This window comes from Microbispora sp. NPDC049633, assembly GCF_040675265.1.
Classification (GTDB): Bacteria; Actinomycetota; Actinomycetes; order Streptosporangiales; family Streptosporangiaceae; genus Microbispora; species Microbispora maris.
Genome location: NZ_JBFAOO010000131.1, coordinates 1 through 20,076, shown reverse-complemented (window position 1 = coordinate 20,076; position 20,076 = coordinate 1). Strand labels below are relative to the sequence as shown.

Genomic DNA, 20,076 nt, shown 5'->3' with positions numbered 1-20,076 from the left:
GAAGTCCCCGCCGTACGCCGTGACGCGCTCGCGCATGCCGATCACGCCGTGCCCGGCAACACCTCCGGGCTGGGGGGGCAGGACCCGGCGGCCCGGCCCGTCGTCGGTCACCTCGACGCTCAACCGTCCCCCCTCGTCGTCCACCCGCACCCGGCATCGGGCCGGGGCGGCGTGCCTGACCACGTTGGTGACGGCCTCCTGGACGATCCGGTGGACCGCGAGCTCCAGCGCCTCGGGCAGGCCGCCCGTCACCCGGACGTCCAGGTCCACCCGTACGCCCGCGGCCGCCGCACGCTCGGCGACGTCCGGCAGCGCCGCGAGCCCGGGCGCGGGAGACAGACCATCGGAGGCAGCGCCGGGAGCGGTGCGCAGGACGCCGAGCATGTGCCGCATCTCGGTCAGCGCCTGCCTGCTCGTGCTCTCGATGACCCGCAGCGCCTCCAGCGCCTCCTCCGGCCGCCGGTCGGCCACATGCGCCGCGACCCCGGCCTTGACCCCGATGAGGCTGAGCGTGTGGGAGACCACGTCGTGCATCTCCCTGGCGATGCGCAACCGCTCCTCCGTGACGGCCTGCTCGGCGGCCTGCTCGGCCCGGTGGGCGGCGTACGCCCGGCGCTCCCGCACCGCCCGGCCGATCGTCCAGGCGCCGCCCAGGGCGAGCGCGGCCAGCACGGCGGTCTCCACGATCCGCCTGGCCTCCGGCCCGGCCGACACCCCGCCGAACGCCGCGAGCAGCAGCGCCCCGGCGGTCAGCACGCCGATCGCCGCCGTCGGTTCCCACCGGCGCCGCCGTTTCGTGAGCGCGACCGGATAGAGCGCGTACGCCGCGGCGGCCAGTGGTTCCCGCACGACGCCGAGCGCCATGGCCGCCACCGACGCGGCCGCGACGACGCAGAAGACCGGCAGCGGCCACCGCCGCCTCGCCGCGAGCGGCAGCGTCATCGCGGCGATCAGGGCCCAGGCCGCCGGGTGGTGCACACGTGGATGGTTGACGACCAGCACGAACGCGTAGCCCAGCCCGGCCAGCACGTCGAGCGCGACCAGCTCACGGGCGCGCAGCGGCCGGGGGAACAACGGCCGCACGTCCGGATCGTCCACGCGCCCACGCTAGCCCTACGTGCGCACGTTCGCCTCCTGCCCCGGTCTGTCATGCCACGGTCTGAGGCACGCCCCCCGGATCGCACGTCGCTCCGACGCGGAGGGCGGGGGCTTCGCGAGACCGTCGGGACATGATCGAAGTCAGAGAGCTGACCAAGCGCTTCGGGCGCACGGTCGCCGTGGACGGGCTGACGTTCCACGTGAAACCAGGCCGGGTCACCGGGTTCCTCGGACCGAACGGCGCGGGCAAGTCCACGACCATGCGGATGGTCCTCGGCCTGGACCGCCCGGCGAGCGGCGAGGCGCTGGTGGGCGGCCGCCGCTACGACCGCCTCCGTCATCCGATGCGGGAGGTGGGCGCGCTCCTGGACGCCGGCGCCGTGCAGGGCGGCCGCACGCCCCTGGGGCACCTGAGCTGGATGGCCCGCGCCAACCGCATCGGCCGGGACCGGGTCGTGTCCGTCATCGAGCAGGTGGGGCTGGCCGGCGTGGCACGCAAGCGGATCGGGGGCTTCTCGCTCGGCATGCGGCAGCGCCTCGGGATCGCCGCCGCGCTCCTCGGCGACCCCGGAGTGCTGCTGCTGGACGAGCCCGTCAACGGCCTCGACCCCGACGGCGTGCGCTGGATCCGCGAACTGCTCCGCGGCCTCGCCGCGGAGGGGCGGACCGTGCTCCTGTCCAGCCACCTGATGAGCGAGATGGAGCTCACCGCCGACCACTTGGTCGTCATCGGACGCGGGCGTCTCATCACGGACACCTCGATGCGGGAGCTGACCGCCGTACGGGACGTGTTCGTCCGCAGCAGCCGCGCCGCGGACCTCGCCACGGCGCTGTCGGCCGCGGGCGGGACGGTCGCGGCGGAGGGCGGCGGGGGCCTGTCGGTGCGCGGCCTCGACCCGGTGGAGATCGGCGACCTCGCCGCCCGGCACGCGATCCCGCTCCACGAGGTCACCCCGCGCGGCGCCTCCCTCGAGGAGACCTACATGCGGCTCACGGCTGAGGTCACGGCGGAGGAGGCGAACCGGTGATCGACGCTCTCGCCGCCGAATGGCTCAAGCTCCGCACTCTCCGGTCCACCTCCGTGGTCCTCGGCGTCGTCGCCGTCGTCGTCGGTCTCATGGCCCTGCTGGCCTGGTACGCCGCCCACCTGTGGGACGGCCTGCCGCCGGACCGGCGCGACCACCTCGCCGTGTCGTCGCTGCCCGAGGTGACGCACATGCTCGCCTCGCTGTGCCTGGCCGTGCTGGGCGTCCTCGCCTTCTCCGGCGAGTACGGCACCGGCATGATCCGCACGACGCTCACCGTGCTGCCCGCGCGTGGACGGGTGCTCGCCGCGAAGGCGGGCGTCGTCGCGGTCGTCGCCGTCTGCACGGGTCTCACGGCCGTGCTCGCGACGCACGCCGCCGGGCGGCTCATCATCGGCGACCGGGCGATCCAGGGGCAGTCGTCCGAGCCGCTGAGCAGGCAACTCCCGCACTTCCTCGCGATGAGCCTGTCCATCGCGATGTTCGCGCTTCTCGGCCTGTGCCTGGCCGCGATCACGCGGTCCGCCCTCGCCGCCATCGCCATCCTCGTGGCGGTCTGGTACGTGCTCCCGATCGTCGGCTACAACCTGCCGGCGCCCTGGGGCGAGCGCGTCGGCTCGATCCTGCCCGGCGCCCTGGCGGGCCAGCTGGCCGGCACGGGCAACCCCGACTCGGTCGCCGGCGCGCTGCTGTCGCCGCTCGCCGCACTCGCGGTCATGGCCGCCTACGTGGCCGTGCCGTACGGGGTGGCCGCGGTCCTGCTGACCCGCAGGGACGCCTGACGGCTCAGGACGCGGTCTGCGGCAGGCAGGCGGCGCCCGTGGTCGCGGCCTCCGGCTTCGCGTCGAGGGACACCGCGGCCGTGAGCGAGAGGGTCAGGGGCAGGGTGAGAGTGGGCGTACAGGCGGGGGTGCACGCCACGGGCTTGACGACCGGCTTCTCGACCGGCTTCTCGATCGGCTTCTCCACCGGCTTCGCCACGGGCTTGACGACCGGCTTCTCGATCGGCTTCTCCACCGGCTTCGCCACGGGCTTGACGACCGGCTTCTCGATCGGCTTCTCCACCGGCTTCTCGACCGGCTTCGCCACGGGCTTCGGCGCGGCGGCGGGTGCCGGGGAGGCGGGTGCCGGGGAGGCGGGCGGCGTGACGGGCTCCGCCTGCGGCCGAGGCGACGGGGTGCCCGGCTTACCGGCTGTCTCGCCGCCCGCCTTGCCCTTCACGTCGACGGACCGATCCACCTCGACCTCCTGCTTCTTCACGTCCGGGGAGACCGTCGTCTTGCTGTTGTGCTCCTCGCCGTCGAGGTTGATCTCGACCGCCTCGGGCACGTTCTCCTGCGTGGACAGCCGGTCGTGGTCGCCGTACTGCTGCGCGACGGTGCTGTCGTTCTGCCAGTTGTACGGCAGCGCCAGCGCTTCCGTCGTCTCCTTCTGGTAGGGGACGAGGACCAGCGTGAGGTCACGCATCAGGAACTGGTGCTGGCGCTGCTGCTCCCGCAGCCGCTGGTTGTGCCGGTGCCCGTTCTTCTGGCGGTTGCGCTGCCCCCGCGCGTGCGGATGGCCGAACCGGACGAGACCGTGCTGGGCGGACATCGTGGCGGCCCCCGCCGGTGTGGCGACGAGAGGAGCCCCCGCGACCGCGGCGCCCCCGGCGATGACGGCGCCGATCGCGAGGATCCCGGCGACGCTCGTGCTTTTTGCCATTTTGTTCTCCCCCTGAAAAACACCGCACTTACCGATCTCGGGGTTTCCACGTCGATCATCGGACAAACGGACCAAGAGCCGGTTTTTCCCTTCCCCTACGCTTTGTTGAGGCCGCTGCTTGTTTGAATGTCCGCTTTCTGCGGGAAATGTCCCGACACCGCCCACGTGAGGGCCGGACCCCTCCGGGTACGGCTCAGGCATGACCTCAGCACGGGACGAACTGGCGGGGCTCGACCCCTTCGACATCTTCGACACCGAGGCGGCACGGCTGGAGCGCTTCTTCTCCTCCCTCGACGACGACGGGTGGAATCGCCCCTCCCGGTGTGACGGCTGGACGGTGCGCGACGTGCTCGCGCACCTGGCCGGCGAGGAGTTGTACAACCACGCGTGCCTGGACGACGACATCGACGGGTTCTTCGAGCTGCTCGACCACGAGGGCGTGCGCGGCGGCTTCGACGGCTTCAACGAGTGGTGCGTGCGCAAGCGGCGCGCCCTGCCGGTGGAGCAGGTGCTCGACGAGTGGCGGACCAGGAACAGGGAGACCCGCGCGCGCATGCGCGCCCTCGGCCTAGACGGCACGCTGCACACGTCGGCCGGCCCTTACCCGGCGGCCCTGCAGACCTTCCACTACGACTCGGAGTACGCGACGCACGCCGACGACGTCGGGGCGCCGACGACGCAGGACGAGGCCGGCGACCGCCTCGACTGGCGGGTCCGCGTCGGCGTGTTCGTGCTGGAGGAACAGGGGCCCAAGGCTCGGGTCGAACGCGCCTGCGGCCGGGTGCAGGTGCAGGTGGACGACGGCCTGACCGCCGATCTCTCCCCCGAGGAGTTCGTCGAGGCGACCGTCGGCCGTCTGCCCGCCGGGCATCCTCTCGACGCCCGCGTCCGCGGCGCGCTGCGCTGCCTCGCCTGAGCGAAGAAAAGACGCCGGGCGCCCCACGGGCGCCCGGCGTGCGGGACATAAGGGATCGGACCGTGCCCTCGGCACCGGCGGTAATAAGCCGCTCGTCTCCCGCCTCGGCGGGACCGCCGCCCCCGGCCGGGTGCGCCCGGGAGCGGGCCGTACGGGCGGGATCGTGCGGACGGTCACGGCGACCGCGCCGGCCGGTACGGCGGAGCCGTAGATGCCCGCCCCGCCGCCCACGCGGCATCGGTACGGCGGGCTGACCGGACGTCTACGGCCGGGCGGCCTGCTGGGCCCCCCGGGCCGGCGGTCGACGGCGGCGCGCCGTCGGGCCGGATATGGAATGCGTGTCGATAAACGCCTCATGCGAATTCCCCGAATGAAAATGCGGCCAGGACAGGCCGGTTTGCCCGGGGGGATCCAGACGTGCGGCGGCCCGTCAACGATGCACCGGGATCGGGCCCAAAACAATCAGGCGCGCCGGAGAGAACGCTTTCCGCCCGATAAGACAGGAGATCAGGGCAGCCAGGAGACACGGCCGCGCAGCAGGCCGTACCCGACGAAGGCGACGACGTCGATCAGCGTGTGCGCGGCGATCAGCGGCATCGTCCGGCCCCAGCGCTGGTAGAGCCGGCCGAAGACCACGCCCATCGCGATGTTGCCGACGAAGCCGCCGAAGCCCTGGTAGAGGTGGTAGGACCCGCGCAGGACGGCCGACGCCCCGACCGCGCGCCACGGCGACCAGCCGAGCTGCCCCAGCCGGTGCAGCAGATACCCGGCGACCAGCACCTCCTCCAGCACCCCGTTCTGGGCGGCCTCGGCGACGAGGACCGGGATCCGCCACCAGTAGTCCGGCAGGCTGTCGGGCACGACGTTCAGGTTGATCCCGGAGCGGAAGGCGAACAGGTAGAACACCAGGCCGGTGCCGCCGATCGCCGCCGCCAGCGCGGCGCCGCGCAGCGTGTCGCGGCCGGGCTCGCGCCAGTCGGCCCCGATCGTGCGCATGGACTCGCCCGATCGGGCCAGCAGGTAGGCGACGAGCCCCACCGGCGCCACGTTCACCGCGATCCCCGCGACGTGCAGCGTGAGATCCAGCCACGGGCGGCCCGGGGCCAGCGAACCGACGAGCACGGCGTGCTGGTCGCCCAGGTCCTTCGGCGCGGTCAGTGCGCCGACGAGGCGGATGAGCGACAGCAGGGCGCTGGCGCCGAGCGAGACCGCGAAGACCGCGATGATCTCCGGGCCGATCAGCCGCGGCGTGAGACCGCGCAGGGCGGTGGCGTCGGCGGTGGCGTCGTCCATGCTGGCAGGGTAGCCGCCCCAGCACGCTCATCCGTCCCGTCAGTCGTCCCGTCAGTACGGCAGCGCACGGGACGTGAACGACGGTGCGACGAACGCCGCCTTGAACTTCGGGAAGGCCACCGTGTTGGGGTTGCCGTCCGAGGTGTAACGGTCGGTCGGGTTGGCCTTGAGCCAGTCGAGCCACGCCATCGAACAGAACTGCTTGCAGTCGCCGACCTTCTCCTTCGACCGGATCCGCGGGATGCCCACGGGGTCGAAGTCCTTGGTGAACGGCGACGGCGACGGGGTGTAGCCCGCGAGGAACACACCCTTGTAGTCGTAGCGGGTGCCGCCGGACGCGCCGCGCAGCGCCCACTTCTTCTCGTGCGGCTGGTTGCCGTACGGCAGGGCGAGCGTGACCGGAGCCGTCTTGACCAGCGAGGTGATCAGCGCCTGGCCGGCCGCGATCTGCTTCTCCACGTCGTCCTTCGGCTTGCCGAGCAGGTTGAGGTGGTCGCGAGTGTGGTTGCCGATGTCGAAGTTGTGGTCCTTGAGCCACTGAAGGACCTGTATCTGCTCTTCCTGGCGGGCCTTGCCGAACAGGTCCTTGATCACGTACATGGTCGCCACCGGCCGGAAGCCGGGATGCTTCTTCGCGACGTCCATCAGGATGCCGACCGCGCAGTCCGGCGCCGGATTGCCCATGCCGTCGAGGGTGAGCTGGGAAGGCGAGGAGTCGTCGAAGGTCAGCACCACCGGGTGCTTGCCCGCCGGAATGTCGATCTTCCCGGTGACGTACTCGGCCGCCGTGACCGGCACGTAGTCCTCCGCCGCCAGCCGCTCCAGCTCGGCGCGGAAGTCCTTCGGACTGCGGTCGTCGCCCGGCGGCGGGTTGTTGACGATCCGGTGATACATGAGCACCGGAATCTGCCCCAGCTCGTTGGCCTTCGCCTGGGCGGCGGCGGCCGTCTCTGACTTGCGAAGCGTCGCGTCGGCGGCCGCCCTGTTCTGCTGGTGGCCGGCCGGGCTCGCCTGTGTGGCGTGCTTGCCCCCGCCGGCCGCGCAGGCGGACAGCGCCACCGCCCCCAACGACACCGCGGCGATGCCGGCTACCCTGAAGCGCCCCATGGATCCCCCTCGTCGGGCCGCGCTTGACGATGAGGGGCTCCTACCCGCGCGAGGTGTTCACGTCACGCTGGGTAGGACAAACATCACGCTAAGTGCGTCACATCCGGGGCTCGGCGCAGAAGGCGACGCCGTCGCCGCCGATCTCGGCCGGGCCCTCGGACGCGGCGGCGAACACCGACTCGCCGGCCCGCAGCTTCATCTCCGAGCCGGAGGCCGTGCGCACGTTGACGACGCCTTCGGTGCACAGCACGATCCGGGGCAGACCTCCGGGGAGCGTCTCCCCCGTGCCGGGCCCGACCCGGCGGAGCAGGAACTCCGGGACGGGCGGGACGTACGCGCCGCCGACCGGCTCCACCGCCAGGGGCTGCGCCGCGGCGTCGGTGATCCGCAGCAGCTCCTCCACGTCGATGTGCTTGCCGGTCAGGCCCGCCCGCAGCACGTTGTCGGAGCAGGCCATGATCTCCACGGCGAGGCCGTCCAGGTAGCAGTGCAGCACCCCGGCCCCGAGGAACATCGCCTCGCCGGGGGCCAGCGTGTGGCGGCGCATCAGCAGCGGCGCCAGCACGGCCGGGTCCTCCGGGTAACGCCGCGCCAGCCGTACCACGAGCGCGTAGTCGGGCGTGTGGCAGGCGGAGGCCGCCCACACCACCGACTCGACCAGCTCCCGCCGTGACGCGCCCCCGGATCGGGGCCACTCGAGCAGCGCCCGCAGCGCGGCGAGCACGTCGCCGTCGCGCAGCGCCGCGACCACCGGCTGCAGCGCGTTCACGTGCAGCCGCTCGACCAGCATCGCCGCCTGCCCGGGCGGCCGGAACCCGGCCAGCCCGGTGAACGGCGTGAGCGCGCAGACCAGCTCCGGCTTGTGCCAGGGGTCGGTGTAGTTCGCGTCGCCCCGGGCGTGGCCCGCCGCGGCCTGGCCGGCGTCGGGGTGGACCTGCAGCGACAGCGGCGCGTCCACCGCGATCAGCTTCATCAGGTACGGCAGCCGCTGCCCGAACCGCCCGGCGACCGCCTCGCCGAGGGTCCCCACCGGGTCCGCGGCGACCGCGTCGGCGAGCGTGATCTCGGCCTCGTCCCTGGTCAGCCGAGAGGACGCGGCGGGGTGGGCGCCCAGCCACATCTCGGCCTCCGGCCCCGAGGCGGGCCGCCCGGTCAGCTCGGCGATGGCCGTGCGGGAGCCCCAGGGGTAGTCCTTTATGGGGTTGGTGAGCAGGTCCACGTGCGTCCTTCGGGCGTCAAGGGGGGATTCCGAGACTAACGGGATTCGTTGACGCATCGGAGCACCGGGTGACGTACGAGCGCGCCGGGGTCAGGGCTGCCGCCGACGACGTGGAAGACCGCGGTCTCTCCCGGCAGCAGCGTGACGAGCTGGTCGTCCACGGTAGCGCGGGGGTCGAGCCGGTCGGGGAAGAGCGCCAGCTCGCGCACGATCGTCCGCGCGGTCACGCGCACCCGCAGCCCGCCCTCGAACTCCTCGACCACTGTGTCCATCTCCGCGGGCGGGTAGTCCATGGCCGGGTCCTCGCCGGGGAATCGCAGCGCCCGGGCGTCGCCGAGGGTCGCGACCAGCACCTCGCCCGCCCGGTTCCCGGCCCGCGCCACCCCCTCGGGCAGCTCCACGGACGCCGTGCCGCGCGCCGGGACCGCCACGTCGAAGCGCTCCTTGGCCAGGATGTCCCCCGCCAGGCTGAGCCGTTCGACGGCGAGCTCGCCCGACCACGGCTCGTCGGTGTCGTTGACGACCGCCAGCGCGTCGCCCTGGAAGGTCAGCAACCGGTCGGCGTACGCCCGGCGCAGCGCGTACCACAGCGGCTTGCGCCGCCCGCCGCCGTCCACCGCGGCCCAGGAGGTGACCGGCCAGCAGTCGTTGAGCTGCCACACGATCGTGCCCATGCAGTACGGCGCGAGCGCCCGGAACCGCTCGATGCCGAACGCCATCGCCCTGGCCTGGTTGACCTGCGTGTAGTAGTGCCAGTCGTCGAACCCGTCCGGCCGCGGCAGATGCTCGCCGAGACCCCGCAGCAGCTTGAGGTTGCCGTCGATCGCCTTCTGATGGTGGGTCACACCCGGGGAGACCGGCGTCAGCGGGTCGTCGGAGACCGCGGCGCGCAGCGTGGCGTACGTCGGCGGGCCCTGGAAGCCGAACTCGGCCACGAACCTCGGCGTGTAGGTCCCGTAGTGCGTGTAGTCGTGGGTGTTCCAGACGGTCCAGATGTGGACGGTGCCCTTGGACGGGTCGTTCGGCGGCAGGTCGGGCGCCCCGGAGTACGGGCTGCCCGGCCAGTAGGGCCGGGTCGGGTCGAGCTCGGCGACGACCCGGGGCAGCACGTCGTAGTAGAAGCCGGCGCCCCAGCTGCGGCCCTCCAGCGTCTCCTGCCAGCCCCAGTCGGCGTGACCCTCGAGGTTCTCGTTGTTGCCGCACCACAGGACGAGACTGGCGTGGCGGGCCAGGCGGGCGACGTGCTCGCGGGCCTCGGCCTCGACCTCCGCCGCGAAGCGGCCCTCCTCCGGGTAGGCCGCGCAGGCGAACGGGAAGTCCTGCCAGACGAGCAGGCCCATCTCGTCGGCGAGATCGTAGAAGTCCTCGCTCTCGTACATGCCGCCGCCCCACACCCGCAGGCAGTTGGCGCCCGTGTCGGCCGCCTGGGCGAACCGCTCGGCGAGCCGTTCCCGGGTGATACGGCTGGGGAAGCAGTCGTCGGGGATCCAGTTGAAGCCCTTGACGAAGACCGGCTTCCCATTGATTACGAACGTGAACGCGTCGTCCGTGCGGTCGAGCTCGACCGACCGGAATCCGATCCGCCCGGTCCATTCCTGGTCCTCCAGGCGTACGGTCAGGCCGTACAGCGGCTGCTCGCCGTACCCACGCGGCCACCACAGCTCCGGGTCGGGCACGGTCAGCGTGACAACGGCCCGGCGCTGCCCGGCGCCGACGGTGACGGTCTCGGTCACGCCCGCACCCCTGCCGGCCACCGAGGCGGTGAGCGTGAGCGGCCGCTCGGCGGCGCGCTCGACCGTCACGTGCACCTCGACCCTGCCGTCCCCGTGGACGAGCGGGCGCACCTCGGCCAGGCGGGCGGTGCTCCAGGTCTCGATGCCGATGGGCCGCCAGATCCCGGCCGTGACCAGCGTCGGTCCCCAGTCCCAGCCGAAGTTGCAGGCCATCTTCCTGATGAACTGGTACGGCTCGGCGTACGCGCCGGGGCGGTCGCCGAGGGCCGCCTGCTGCGCCTCCGCGTACGCGTACGGCGGGTCGAACAGGATCTTCAGCGTGTTCTCGCCCGCACGCAACAGGTGCCGTACGGAGAAGCGGTACGACCGGTGCATGTCGGCCGTCGTGCCGATCTCGATGCCGTTGAGCACGAGCGTGGCGACCGTGTCGAGTCCCGCGCAGACGAGGTCCGCCCGGTCGTCGTCGGTACCGTCCCACACGAAGGTGGTCTCGTACGACCACGCCGTGCGCCCGATCCAGGCCAGCCGGTCCTCGTTGTCGTCCAGGTACGGGTCCTCGATCAGCCCGGCGGCCAGGAGATCGGTGTGGACGCAACCGGGCACGATCGCGGGCAGGCCCGCGACCACCGGCCGGAGCTGCCCGGTCGACGACACGGCGGTGACGGTCCACCCGTCGTGCAGGGGACGGTACGAGCTCACGCTTTCTCCTTAATCTTCTTCTCCTCGATCGCGGCTCGCGCGCAGCCGGAGCACGCCACGAAGTGGCCGTCTTCCACCTCGGCCAGCCCCGGGCGGGTGCGGCTCTCCTCCGGCGCCTCGTGATAGGCACACGGCACGTCCTCGACGACCTCGTCGGTCCACTTGGCGTGCAGTCGCGGGACCGAGGCCAGCAGCGAGCGGGTGTAGGGGTGCGCCGGAGCGCCGAATACGAGGTCCGTCCGGCCCATCTCCACGATCTTCCCGCTCCGGAGCACGACAGTCCGGTCGCTGACGTAGTTGCCCAGCGACAGGTCGTGCGTGACGAACAGGATGCCGAGGCCGCGCGCCCGCAGGTCGGCAAGCAGGTTCAGCACGTCGATGCGGGTCGACGCGTCGAGCATGCTGATGATCTCGTCGGCGACCAGCAGCCGGATGTCGAGGAGCACCGCGCGGGCGATCAGCATCCGCTGGAGCTGCCCGCCGCTGAGCTGGTGGGGGTATTTCCCGAGCACGTTGCCGGGGTCGAGCCGCACGCTCTCCAGCGCGGCCTCCACGCGTTCGCGCCACTCGGCCGCGCCGGCCTGCGGGAAATACTGCTCTTTGATCATGGTGAAGACGCGGTCGGCCCGGAAGACGGGGTTGTAGCAGCTGAAGGGGTCCTGGAAGACGCCCTGCACCTGCCGGTAGTACTCCTTGCGGTCCCTGATCGAGGAGATGTCCCTGCCGTCCAGGGTGATCGTGCCGGAGCTGACCGAGGCGAGGCGCAGGATCATCCGGCCGAGCGTGCTCTTGCCGCTGCCGCTCTCGCCGATGAGCGAGACCACCTCCCCCTCGCCGACCTCGAAGCCGACGTCGGAGACGGCCTTCATCTCGCCCCCGCCGAAGGCGCCGACGCGGTAGACCTTGGAGACACTGTCGAGTTTCAGCATTCACTCGGCCTTCCAGCAGGCGACGAAGTGGCCGGGGGCCACCTCGGCGAACGGCGGCTGCTCGGCGCACTGGTCGAACGCGAGCGGGCAGCGGTCGCGGAACCGGCATCCGCCCGGCGGTTTCAGCAGGGACGGCGGGTTGCCGGGGATGCCCGTCAGCCGGCGGTCCTCGTACCGCACCCCCACCTCGGGCAGCGCGGAGATGAGCTGCTGGGTGTACGGATGCCTCGGGGCGGTGACGAGCACGTCGGCCGGGGCCTTCTCGGCCAGCCGCCCGGCGTACATCACCATGATCGTGTCGGCGATCTGGTAGACGAGCGAGATGTCGTGGGTGACCACCATCATGCTCGTGACCAGGCCACGGTCGCGGAACCCGAGCAGCGTCGTGGCCACGGCCTTCTGGCTGGACACGTCGAGTGCGCTGGTGACCTCGTCGGCGATGAGCAGCGAGGGGTTCAGCAGCGTGGAGATCACCATGACCACCCGCTGCTTCATGCCGCCCGACAGCTCGATCGGATAGCGGTCGAGCACGTCCTTCGACAGGCCCACCAGGTCGAGCCGCCGCTCCAGCTCGGCCCGCTCCGGCCGCTCGCCGCGCGACTCCAGCAGCTCGCCGACCATCTTGCCGATCTTCCTGGTCGGGTTGAGCGCGCTCATCGAGTACTGCGGGATGAGCGAGACCTTGCGGAAGCGGAAGTCGTCCATCGCGCCGTCGTCCGACAGCGGCATCGCGGCGCCGTCCAGCTCGACGGTGCCGCCGGCGTGCCGCATCCGGCCGTCCAGGCGGATCAGGCTCTTGGCGAGCGTCGACTTGCCCGACCCGGACTCCCCCGCCAGGCCCATGATCTCGCCGTCCGCCACGGAGAACGTGACGCCGTCGAGCGCCTTCACCTCGCCGCGCAGCGTCCGGTAGTAGACCCGGAGGTCGGTGACATTCAGCGCCACGTCACATCTCCCTCAGCTTCGGGTTGAACACCTCGTCCAGCCCGACGTTCATGACGTAGAGCGCGCCGACGATCGCCGTGATGCCCGCGCCCGGCGGGATGAACCACCACCACAGGCCGAGCTGGAGCGCGCTCCACCGCGCGGCGTTGTTGAGCATCAGCCCGAGGGAGACCCCCTCGGTCGGGCCGAGGCCGATGAAGTCGAGCGAGGCGGCGACCAGGATCGCGCTGCCGAACAGCAGGATGAACGTCAGGAACAGGTACGAGCTCATGTTCGGCGCGATCTCCCGAAGGATGATCTTCGGGGTGCGCACTCCGCTGAGCCGGGCGAGGTCGACGAAGTCGCGCGAGCGCAGCGAGAACGTCTGCGCCCTGATCGCCCGCGCGGCCCACGGCCACGAGGTCAGCCCGATGAACAGCGCCTGCACGCCGATGCTGCGCACGCCCAGGTACGCGTTGATGATCAGCAGCACCACCAGCGCGGGCAGCACGAGCACGATGTTGGTGAGCATGTTGAGCAGCTCGTCTACCCATCCGCCGCGGTAGCCCGCGACGAATCCCACGACCATGCCGACGGCCGCCGCCAGCACGCCGCCGAGCACGCCCACGAGGAACGTCGCACGCAGGCCGTACACGAACTGGGCGAAGACGTCCTGGCCGAACGTCGTGGTGCCGAACCAGAACTCCCCGGACGGCGGCGCCATGGCCGGCCCGACGTAGTCGTTCGGCCCGTGGTCGAACATCAGCGGTCCGGCCAGGCCGGCCACGAGGAACACGGCGATGACGACCGTCCCGACGACCAGCTTGCGGTTGCGCAGCGCGAAGTGCAGCGCCTCGTTTCCCACACCGTTTCTCACACCGCCGCTCACGCCGCTCCTCCCATCCCGGTCCGGGTCCGCGGGTCCACCAGGACGTACGCGATGTCGATGACGAAGTTGGCGATCAGCACACCGATGACGATGAACAGGAAGGTGCCCTGCAGCAGGAAGAAGTCCTGGTTCTGGATCGCCTGCAGGATCAGGTGCCCGAGCCCGGGATAACTGAAGACGATTTCGGTGACGAGCGCGCCGGCCACGAGCACGCCGAGTTGCAGGGCCAGGCCGGTCACCTGGGGCAGGATCGCGTTTCTGAAGGCGTAGCGCCGCACCAGCCGCGTCGGCGCGCCGAGCGCCCGCAGGTAGTTGACGTAGTCCGCTTCCAGCTCGTAGATGATCATGTTGCGCATGCCGATGGCCCAGCCGCCGAACGCGACCAGGAACAGTGACGCGAACGGGAGGAACCAGTGCTGCGCGAGGCTGCCGAGGAAGGTCCACGACCAGGACGCCTGCAGGTCGAAGCCGTAGGCCCCGGCGACCGGGAAGATCCCCGCGACGATGCCGAGCGCCCAGGCCAGCAGGATCGCCAGCCACATGTACGGCGTCGCGGTGAGCACGTAGCCGATCGGGAGCACGCTGTTGTCGAGCCACTTGCGCCGTGCGGCGAACGCGCCGAACCGGTTGCCCGCGAACCAGCTCAGCAGGATGGACGGGATCAGCAGGCCCAGCGTGTACGGCACCGCCCGGATGATCACATCGGAGACCGGCGTCGGGAACAGCCAGATGCTGATGCCGAGGTCACCCCTGAGCAGCGAGCCCCAGAAGTTCAGGTACTGCTGCCACAGCGGCAGGTCGAAGCCGAACATCGCGGTGTAGTGCGCCCGCATGGCCTCGACCGCCGCCGGCTGTGCGACGTTGGCCCGCGACAGCATGCTCGACACGGGGTCGCCCGGCATGAACCGCGGGATCATCCAGTTGATGGTCACGGCCACGAAGAACGTCAGGCCGTAGATGAGAAGCTTTCTGCCGAAATAGCGGCGCAAGATCGACCTCCCGGTCGCGGAACGGCGCCCCCCTCCCCGTACGCAGGATGGAAGGGGGGCGCGACAAGATCAGCCTCCGGAGGCCGGCTGGAGTTCTGTGAGCATGAGCGTGCCGCCCATCTCCAGCCAGTTGCGCCACACGGTCGGCGGGTACTTGGGCGTGTTCGGCGCGCTGCTGGGCCAGTTCTTCCAGACCGAGTTGGTGGTCTGGGACCACAGGCCGTTGTACCAGAGCGGGACGACCGGCATGTCCTCGAGCTGGATCTTCTGCAGCTCCGAGGTGATCTTCTTCATGCCCTCGACGTCCTCGGGCTTGACCTGGTCGAGCTGCTGCGTGAGCTCCCACGCCCGCTTGTTCTCGTACCGGCCGTAGTTCGTCGTGCTCTGCAGCTTCTGCACCGGCAGGCGGAACAGGTAGTCGTAGTACAGCCAGGGGGTGTTCGCGAGCTGCTTGTCGTTGTTGAGGACGAGGTCGAACTTGCCCTGGTTGCGCACGTCGACGAGCGCGTTGTAGTCGGGGAAGTCCGCCTCGATGTCGATGCCGGCGGCCTTGGCGCTGGAGCTGATGACCCGGGCCGCCTCCATCCAGTCGGTCCACCCGGCGGGCACGATCAGCTTCAGCGAGATCTTGGCGCCGCTCGGCGACTCCACCAGCCCGTCACCGTTGCGGTCCTTGTAGCCGGCGTCGGCGAGCAGCTGCTTGGCCTTGTCCGGGTTGTAGGAGAAGCCGAGCGTGGAGGTGACGTTCTTGTCGACGTACTTGTCCCACTGCGGCAGCAGGCCGGTCGGGTCGGACGCCTTGACCAGGTTGCCGTAGACGCCCTCGACGATCTTCTTGGTGTCGATAGCGTAGGCGACCGCCTTGCGGAACTCCTTGTCGTCCATCGGCTTCTTCGCCGTGTTGAACCACATCCAGGTGGTGTTCGCCGACAGCATGTACGGCGGCTGGTCGTAGAAGGTCTCGATGCCGAAGCTGCCCTTCACCAGGTTGGCGATGCCCGGCAGGAAGTTGTTGCTGAGGTCGAGGCCCTTCTGCAGCAGCAGGCCCATCGCGACCTCGTTGCTGGAGTTGACGATGTCGACGATGTACTTGGGCTTGACGTCCTTGTTCAACGCCTTCGTCGCCCACCAGCCGTCGCGCTTGACCCAGACCATGCGGTCCTGGTCGTGGGACTGGTAGGCGTACGGGCCGGTGCCGACGGGCTTCTCGTTGACCCCGTTCATCACCTCGTCCTCGGACCGCCCCTCCCACAGGTGCTTGGGGACGATGGCCCGGCTGTAGAGGTGGTTGGCCCACTCCTGGTGGTTCGCCGTGGCGAAGGTGAACTTGATCGTGTGGTCGTCGACCTTCTCGGCGCTCTTCATCCAGTCCCACAGCGGGTGGTAGGGGACCGTCTCCATCTTGCCGAGCTCGAACGTGAAGATCACGTCGTCGGCCGTGAACGGCTTGCCGTCCGACCACGTGACGCCCTGGCGCAGCTTGAGGGTGTACTCCAGGTCACCGGTCCAGTCGCCGCTCTCGGCCAGCCACGGCGAGAACTTGTCGGTGTTGGGGTCGTACATGAACAGCGTCTCGTAGGCCAGGCCCTTGGTCCCCGTGGCGTAGTCCCACTCGCGCAGGGGGTTCCAGTTCGCGGGCGGGCCCCACTGCGTGCCGCTGGTGTAGAGGGTCTCGTTGCGGGGGAACGCCCCGCCACCCGCCGGGGCGGCGGCGCCGCCTCCCGCCGCACCTCCCGCGGGGGCGGTCGGCGTGGACGACCCGCTGCCTCCGGAGCAGGCCACGCTTAACAGGCCGGCCGCCAGCACCGGTATAAGAAACCGCGATCGGTTTCGCATGGTGACTCTCCTTCCCCCACGCGACACCGCGCGGGGTCCGCACTACTGCCAGGCCCCGATGATGTTCGGCTCGCTATTGCTGAACCGGATAAGTACCGAGACCGTAAAATCCCCATGTATCCGGTGTCAATAGGAAGAAGATGGAGGCAAAGTAACGGTAGTAAGGTGAGGGTCACTGGACCGGTTCAGCCGAGGGGACACGTGAGAAGACCGACCATCGCGGACATCGCACGGCAGGCGGGGGTCTCCAAGGGCGCGGTCTCGTACGCCCTGAACGGCCAGCCCGGAGTGTCCGAAGCGACCAGGGCCCGCATCCTGGCGATCGCGAACGAGATCGGCTGGCGCCCGAACATCGCGGCCCGGGCGCTGAACGGCGCCCGCGCGCACGCCGTGGGCCTCGCCCTGTGCCGGCCCGCCCGTTTCCTCGGCGTGGAGCCGTTCTTCATGGAGCTGATCAGCGGCATCGAGGCCGAGCTGTCCGCCCGTTCGTACGCCCTGCTGCTCCAGGTGGTCGGCGACCACGAGGCCGAGATGGGCGTCTACCGCCGCTGGTGGGGAGAGGGCCGGGTGGACGGCGCGATCCTCGTCGACCTCCACCTCGACGACCCCCGCGTGCCGCAGGTGGAGGAGATGGGCATGCCCGTCGTCGTCCTCGGGCACCCATCGGCCGCCGGGTCGCTCGTGCCGGTCTGGGCCGACGACAGCGCGGCCGTACGCGAGATGGTGGAGTATCTCGTCGCGCTCGGGCACCGGCGGATCGCCCGCGTCGCCGGGCTGCCCCGGCTGTCGCACACGGCGATCCGCGACCGCGCGTTCGGCGACGTCTGCGCCGGCCTCGGCCTGGACGGCTGCCCGATCGTGCACACCGACTACACCGGCGAGGAGGGCGCCCGGGCCACCAGGCGGCTGCTCAGCTCACCCGAGCGGCCCACGGCGATCGTCTTCGACAACGACATCATGGCCGTGGCCGGCCTGTCGGTCGCCCAGGAGATGCGACTCGACGTGCCGGCCGAACTGTCCGTCGTCGCCTGGGACGACTCCCCGCTCTGTCAGGTCGTCCGCCCGCCGCTGACCGTGCTCACCCGGGACATCCCGGCGTACGGCGCGCACGCGGCGCAGCGGCTGCTCGCGCTGATCGACGGCGTGGAGGCGAGGCCGCTGGAGGACCAGGCCCCACGCCTGACCACCCGCGGCAGCACCGCGCCTCCCGCCTAGTCTCAGGCCGCCGCGGGGAGCGCCGACCAGTCGATCACCAGGCGCTGCGGGTCCGCGGGGTCGGTCCACACCTGGACCGTCCGGCCCGGCAGCACGGCGCCCATCAGCAGCCGGGGCAGGATCTGCCGGTGCGCGACCACGTACGGCGCGCCGGAGGCGGGCTGCACCCGCAGGTCGAAGGCGACGACCAGCTGGTCGTTCACCATCGTGCCCGTGTCCCGCATGCTCGCGACCAGGGCGGTCGCCGGCAGGCCGGTGCCGACGAGCTCCTGGTTGCCGGTGCCCAGGAAGCTCTTCATCTGGCCGAAGACGCCGGTGGCGGGGCCGCCGCCACCCACCAGCTTGGTGGCCAGGATGACGAGGTCGCCGATCACCAGGAACATGCCGACGATGAAGGCGGGCATGCCCCACGACATGGTGTCGATCGAGCCGATCCCATAGATGCCGGCGAGCAGCATGGCGAGGCCGGTGCCGGCCCCGATGATTAGGACAGTACGCGACATTGTTCTCAACCCTTCCGCTTTCTCGTACGTCCTAGAGATAGGCGGACGGGCTTGATCCACGCTTGCAGGACGGTTACCTCGTTTGAAAGGTGACGTTCAGGGGAGATCGCTACACTTGGCCCCGTTTGCCGCTACTGGCTTGCGACCTGGCGAGAAACGCCTGGTCCGACCCCCTCAGGAGCACGACAGTGGGTCACGTCGACGTCCGTCCCGCGCCCCCGGCGGAGGAGGACCTCCCGGCGCCGCCGCCGCCCCGGACGCCCCCCAGGTGGCGGGCATGGCTGTGGGTCACGTTGTCGGGAGCGCTGGGCGTGCTCACGGGCGCCGCCACGTTCGCCGTCGGCGGGTACGTCAAGCTGACCGGCAACGTCAAGCACGAGACGGTGACCCAGAAGGATCTCGGGGGCGACGAGGCGCGGCCACAGAAGATCAGTAAGGCGCTCAACGTGCTGATCGTGGGCTCGGACCAGCGCAACGGCGCGAACGCCAAATACGGCCGGTTCCCCGGCGAGCGCACCGACACGATCATCCTGGCGCACATCTCGCCCAATCGGGACGGCGCGGTGCTGATCAGCTTCCCGCGCGACTCGCTCGTCGCCCTCCCCGCCTGCCCGGCCAAGGGAACCCTGCCGGGCCAGCGGCCACACGTCGGGATGATCAACGAGTCGTTCAACTCCGGCGGCATCGGCTGCACCTGGAAGACGATCGAGGGCCTCACGGACATCCACATCGACCACTTCGTGAAGGTCGACTTCACCGGCTTCAAGGCGATGGTGAACGCGCTGGACGGCGTGCAGGTCTGCCTGCCGCAGGCCGTCCACGACAAGAAGGCCCTGCTCGACCTGCCCGCCGGCAAGCAGGTGCTCAAGGGCGAGCAGGCGCTCGGATACGTCCGCGCGCGCTACAGCCTCGGCGACGGCTCCGACATCGGCCGGATCCAGCGCCAGCAGATGTTCCTCGCCTCGATGGCCAAGAAGGCCATGAGCGGTGAGACGCTGACCAACCCCGCCACGCTGTTCGGCTTCCTGGACGCCGTGACCAAGTCGATCACCACCGATCCCGACCTCACGATCGGCGTGATGAAGGACCTCGCGACGAGCGCGCAGGGCCTGACCGCCGGGCAGATCCGCTTCGTCACCACGCCCTGGCGCTACTCCATCACCAATCCCGGGCGGGTCGAGTGGGTGCAGCCGCAGGCCCAGCGGCTGTTCAGGATGGTCGCCGCCGACCAGATCGCCAAGAACGTCAAGAGCGGCGAGCAGAAGATCCCCAAGTCGCAGATCCACATCCTGGTCCGCAACGGCAGCGGGCAGCAGGGGCTCGGCACCCAGGTGGCCGCGGAGCTGGAGCAGCGCGGCTACCACATCGTCAAGGTCGAGCAGGCGCCCCAGCCGTACGCCAAGACCGTCGTGGCGTACTCGAAGAACGGCGAGAGCCGGGCGTCCCGGCTGTACCGCGAGCTCAAGAAGTCGCGCTCCCGCCTGGTGCCCACGGCCACCACGCAGACCCTCGTACTGGGGATCGGGGCCGACTGGAACGGGATGAAGCCCCCCAGGACGCTCGACGACGTGGAGGGCTTCGACGCCACTCAGGACAGCTGCACGGCCTCCTGAAACTGACCTAGAAGAGCCAGTCCAGCAGTCCGCCGCCGTGGTGCGACTCCTCCTTGGTGGGGGCGGGCGCACTGGTCGGCTGCTCGGTGGCCGCCCCGGCGGTGGGGGCCGTGGCCGCCTGCTCCTCGGCCGGGTCCGCGTCCGTCCCCCCGGCCTGCTCGCCGGTCTGGGCGTCGATCGACACGCGCGACGGGCGCGGGGAGGCGGTCCCCCGGGAGCCGGAGTCCTGCGTACGGGGCCGATCGGCGCGCGAGGGCTCGGGCGACGCGGTCGGCGCCGAGGTCCCGGACGTCGCGGGCCGGGACCGTTCGGGCCGGGCCCTGGGAGTCTCGCTGGGCGCCTGGCTCGGCACGTCGTCGGGCACCTCGCTCACCTCGTCGGCGG

The 20,076-nt window shown here is 70.8% G+C and carries 17 protein-coding genes and 1 pseudogene; 5 read left to right on the top strand and 13 right to left on the bottom strand.

Features of this window, described 5'->3' with window-relative positions:
- Nucleotides 1-1,098: sensor histidine kinase (locus AB0J39_RS27535; protein WP_363469581.1), on the bottom strand; the 1,098-nt coding region annotated here is incomplete at its 3' end.
- Between the two features lie 131 nt (nucleotides 1,099-1,229).
- On the opposite strand from AB0J39_RS27535, the gene AB0J39_RS27530 reads away from it, so the two are divergent.
- Nucleotides 1,230-2,126: an ATP-binding cassette domain-containing protein gene (locus tag AB0J39_RS27530; RefSeq protein ID WP_363469579.1), complete on the top strand. Its 897-nt coding sequence runs from the start codon at nucleotides 1,230-1,232 to the stop codon at nucleotides 2,124-2,126.
- Complete coding sequence (locus AB0J39_RS27525; protein ID WP_363469577.1) at nucleotides 2,123-2,905, top strand: ABC transporter permease; 783 nt, start codon at nucleotides 2,123-2,125, stop codon at nucleotides 2,903-2,905. Before AB0J39_RS27530 ends, AB0J39_RS27525 begins: the two co-directional genes overlap by 4 nt.
- Nucleotides 2,906-2,909: 4 nt before the next feature.
- Here the strand turns inward: AB0J39_RS27525 and AB0J39_RS27520 are convergent, their stop codons facing one another.
- A complete protein-coding gene (locus AB0J39_RS27520; RefSeq protein WP_363469575.1) occupies nucleotides 2,910-3,827 on the bottom strand; it encodes a hypothetical protein in 918 nt (305 codons plus the stop codon).
- Nucleotides 3,828-4,026: 199 nt separating this feature from the next.
- Between AB0J39_RS27520 and AB0J39_RS27515 the strand changes: the two genes are divergently transcribed.
- Complete coding sequence (locus tag AB0J39_RS27515; protein ID WP_363469574.1) at nucleotides 4,027-4,743, top strand: maleylpyruvate isomerase family mycothiol-dependent enzyme; 717 nt, start codon at nucleotides 4,027-4,029, stop codon at nucleotides 4,741-4,743.
- A 507-nt stretch (nucleotides 4,744-5,250) separates the two neighbouring features.
- Here the strand turns inward: AB0J39_RS27515 and AB0J39_RS27510 are convergent.
- The 9 genes from AB0J39_RS27510 to AB0J39_RS27470 all read right to left on the bottom strand — a co-directional run bounded on the left by AB0J39_RS27510 (nucleotide 5,251) and on the right by AB0J39_RS27470 (nucleotide 16,307).
- Complete coding sequence (locus AB0J39_RS27510) at nucleotides 5,251-6,036, bottom strand: CPBP family intramembrane glutamic endopeptidase (protein ID WP_363469572.1); 786 nt, start codon at nucleotides 6,034-6,036, stop codon at nucleotides 5,251-5,253.
- Nucleotides 6,037-6,087: 51 nt separating this feature from the next.
- A complete protein-coding gene (locus AB0J39_RS27505) occupies nucleotides 6,088-7,143 on the bottom strand; it encodes a polysaccharide deacetylase family protein (RefSeq protein ID WP_363469570.1) in 1,056 nt (351 codons plus the stop codon).
- Between the two features lie 97 nt (nucleotides 7,144-7,240).
- Nucleotides 7,241-8,362 (bottom strand): mannose-6-phosphate isomerase, class I, encoded by a 1,122-nt coding sequence (gene manA / locus AB0J39_RS27500; protein ID WP_363469568.1) that lies wholly within the window; start codon nucleotides 8,360-8,362, stop codon nucleotides 7,241-7,243.
- Nucleotides 8,363-8,397: 35 nt separating this feature from the next.
- Complete coding sequence (locus tag AB0J39_RS27495) at nucleotides 8,398-10,794, bottom strand: glycoside hydrolase family 2 TIM barrel-domain containing protein (protein ID WP_363469566.1); 2,397 nt, start codon at nucleotides 10,792-10,794, stop codon at nucleotides 8,398-8,400.
- Nucleotides 10,791-11,723 carry an ATP-binding cassette domain-containing protein gene (locus AB0J39_RS27490; protein ID WP_363469564.1) on the bottom strand — a complete coding sequence of 311 codons (933 nt, stop codon included), beginning with the start codon at nucleotides 11,721-11,723 and terminating at the stop codon, nucleotides 10,791-10,793. Before AB0J39_RS27490 ends, AB0J39_RS27495 begins: the two co-directional genes overlap by 4 nt.
- Complete coding sequence (locus AB0J39_RS27485; protein ID WP_363469561.1) at nucleotides 11,724-12,668, bottom strand: ABC transporter ATP-binding protein; 945 nt, start codon at nucleotides 12,666-12,668, stop codon at nucleotides 11,724-11,726.
- Nucleotide 12,669: 1 nt separating this feature from the next.
- Nucleotides 12,670-13,536: an ABC transporter permease gene (locus AB0J39_RS27480; RefSeq protein ID WP_363469559.1), complete on the bottom strand. Its 867-nt coding sequence runs from the start codon at nucleotides 13,534-13,536 to the stop codon at nucleotides 12,670-12,672.
- Entirely contained in the window at nucleotides 13,533-14,525 is a 993-nt protein-coding gene (locus tag AB0J39_RS27475; protein WP_363469557.1) for an ABC transporter permease, read from the bottom strand. Before AB0J39_RS27475 ends, AB0J39_RS27480 begins: the two co-directional genes overlap by 4 nt.
- A gap of 69 nt (nucleotides 14,526-14,594) precedes the next feature.
- Nucleotides 14,595-16,307: an ABC transporter substrate-binding protein gene (locus AB0J39_RS27470; RefSeq protein ID WP_363469555.1), complete on the bottom strand. Its 1,713-nt coding sequence runs from the start codon at nucleotides 16,305-16,307 to the stop codon at nucleotides 14,595-14,597.
- Between the two features lie 255 nt (nucleotides 16,308-16,562).
- Between AB0J39_RS27470 and AB0J39_RS27465 the strand changes: the two genes are divergently transcribed.
- Nucleotides 16,563-17,576: a LacI family DNA-binding transcriptional regulator gene (locus tag AB0J39_RS27465; RefSeq protein WP_346223645.1), complete on the top strand. Its 1,014-nt coding sequence runs from the start codon at nucleotides 16,563-16,565 to the stop codon at nucleotides 17,574-17,576.
- 2 nt (nucleotides 17,577-17,578) lie between these two features.
- On the opposite strand, the gene AB0J39_RS27460 is transcribed toward AB0J39_RS27465, so the two are convergent.
- On the bottom strand, nucleotides 17,579-18,079 hold the full coding sequence (locus AB0J39_RS27460; protein WP_363469553.1) for a hypothetical protein: 501 nt from the start codon (nucleotides 18,077-18,079) through the stop codon (nucleotides 17,579-17,581).
- A 188-nt stretch (nucleotides 18,080-18,267) separates the two neighbouring features.
- On the opposite strand from AB0J39_RS27460, the gene AB0J39_RS27455 reads away from it, so the two are divergent.
- A complete protein-coding gene (locus AB0J39_RS27455) occupies nucleotides 18,268-19,692 on the top strand; it encodes an LCP family protein (protein WP_363469551.1) in 1,425 nt (474 codons plus the stop codon).
- A gap of 7 nt (nucleotides 19,693-19,699) precedes the next feature.
- On the opposite strand, the pseudogene AB0J39_RS27450 reads toward AB0J39_RS27455, so the two are convergent.
- Nucleotides 19,700-20,076 (bottom strand): annotated as a pseudogene (locus AB0J39_RS27450) (hypothetical protein); the annotation flags it as partial.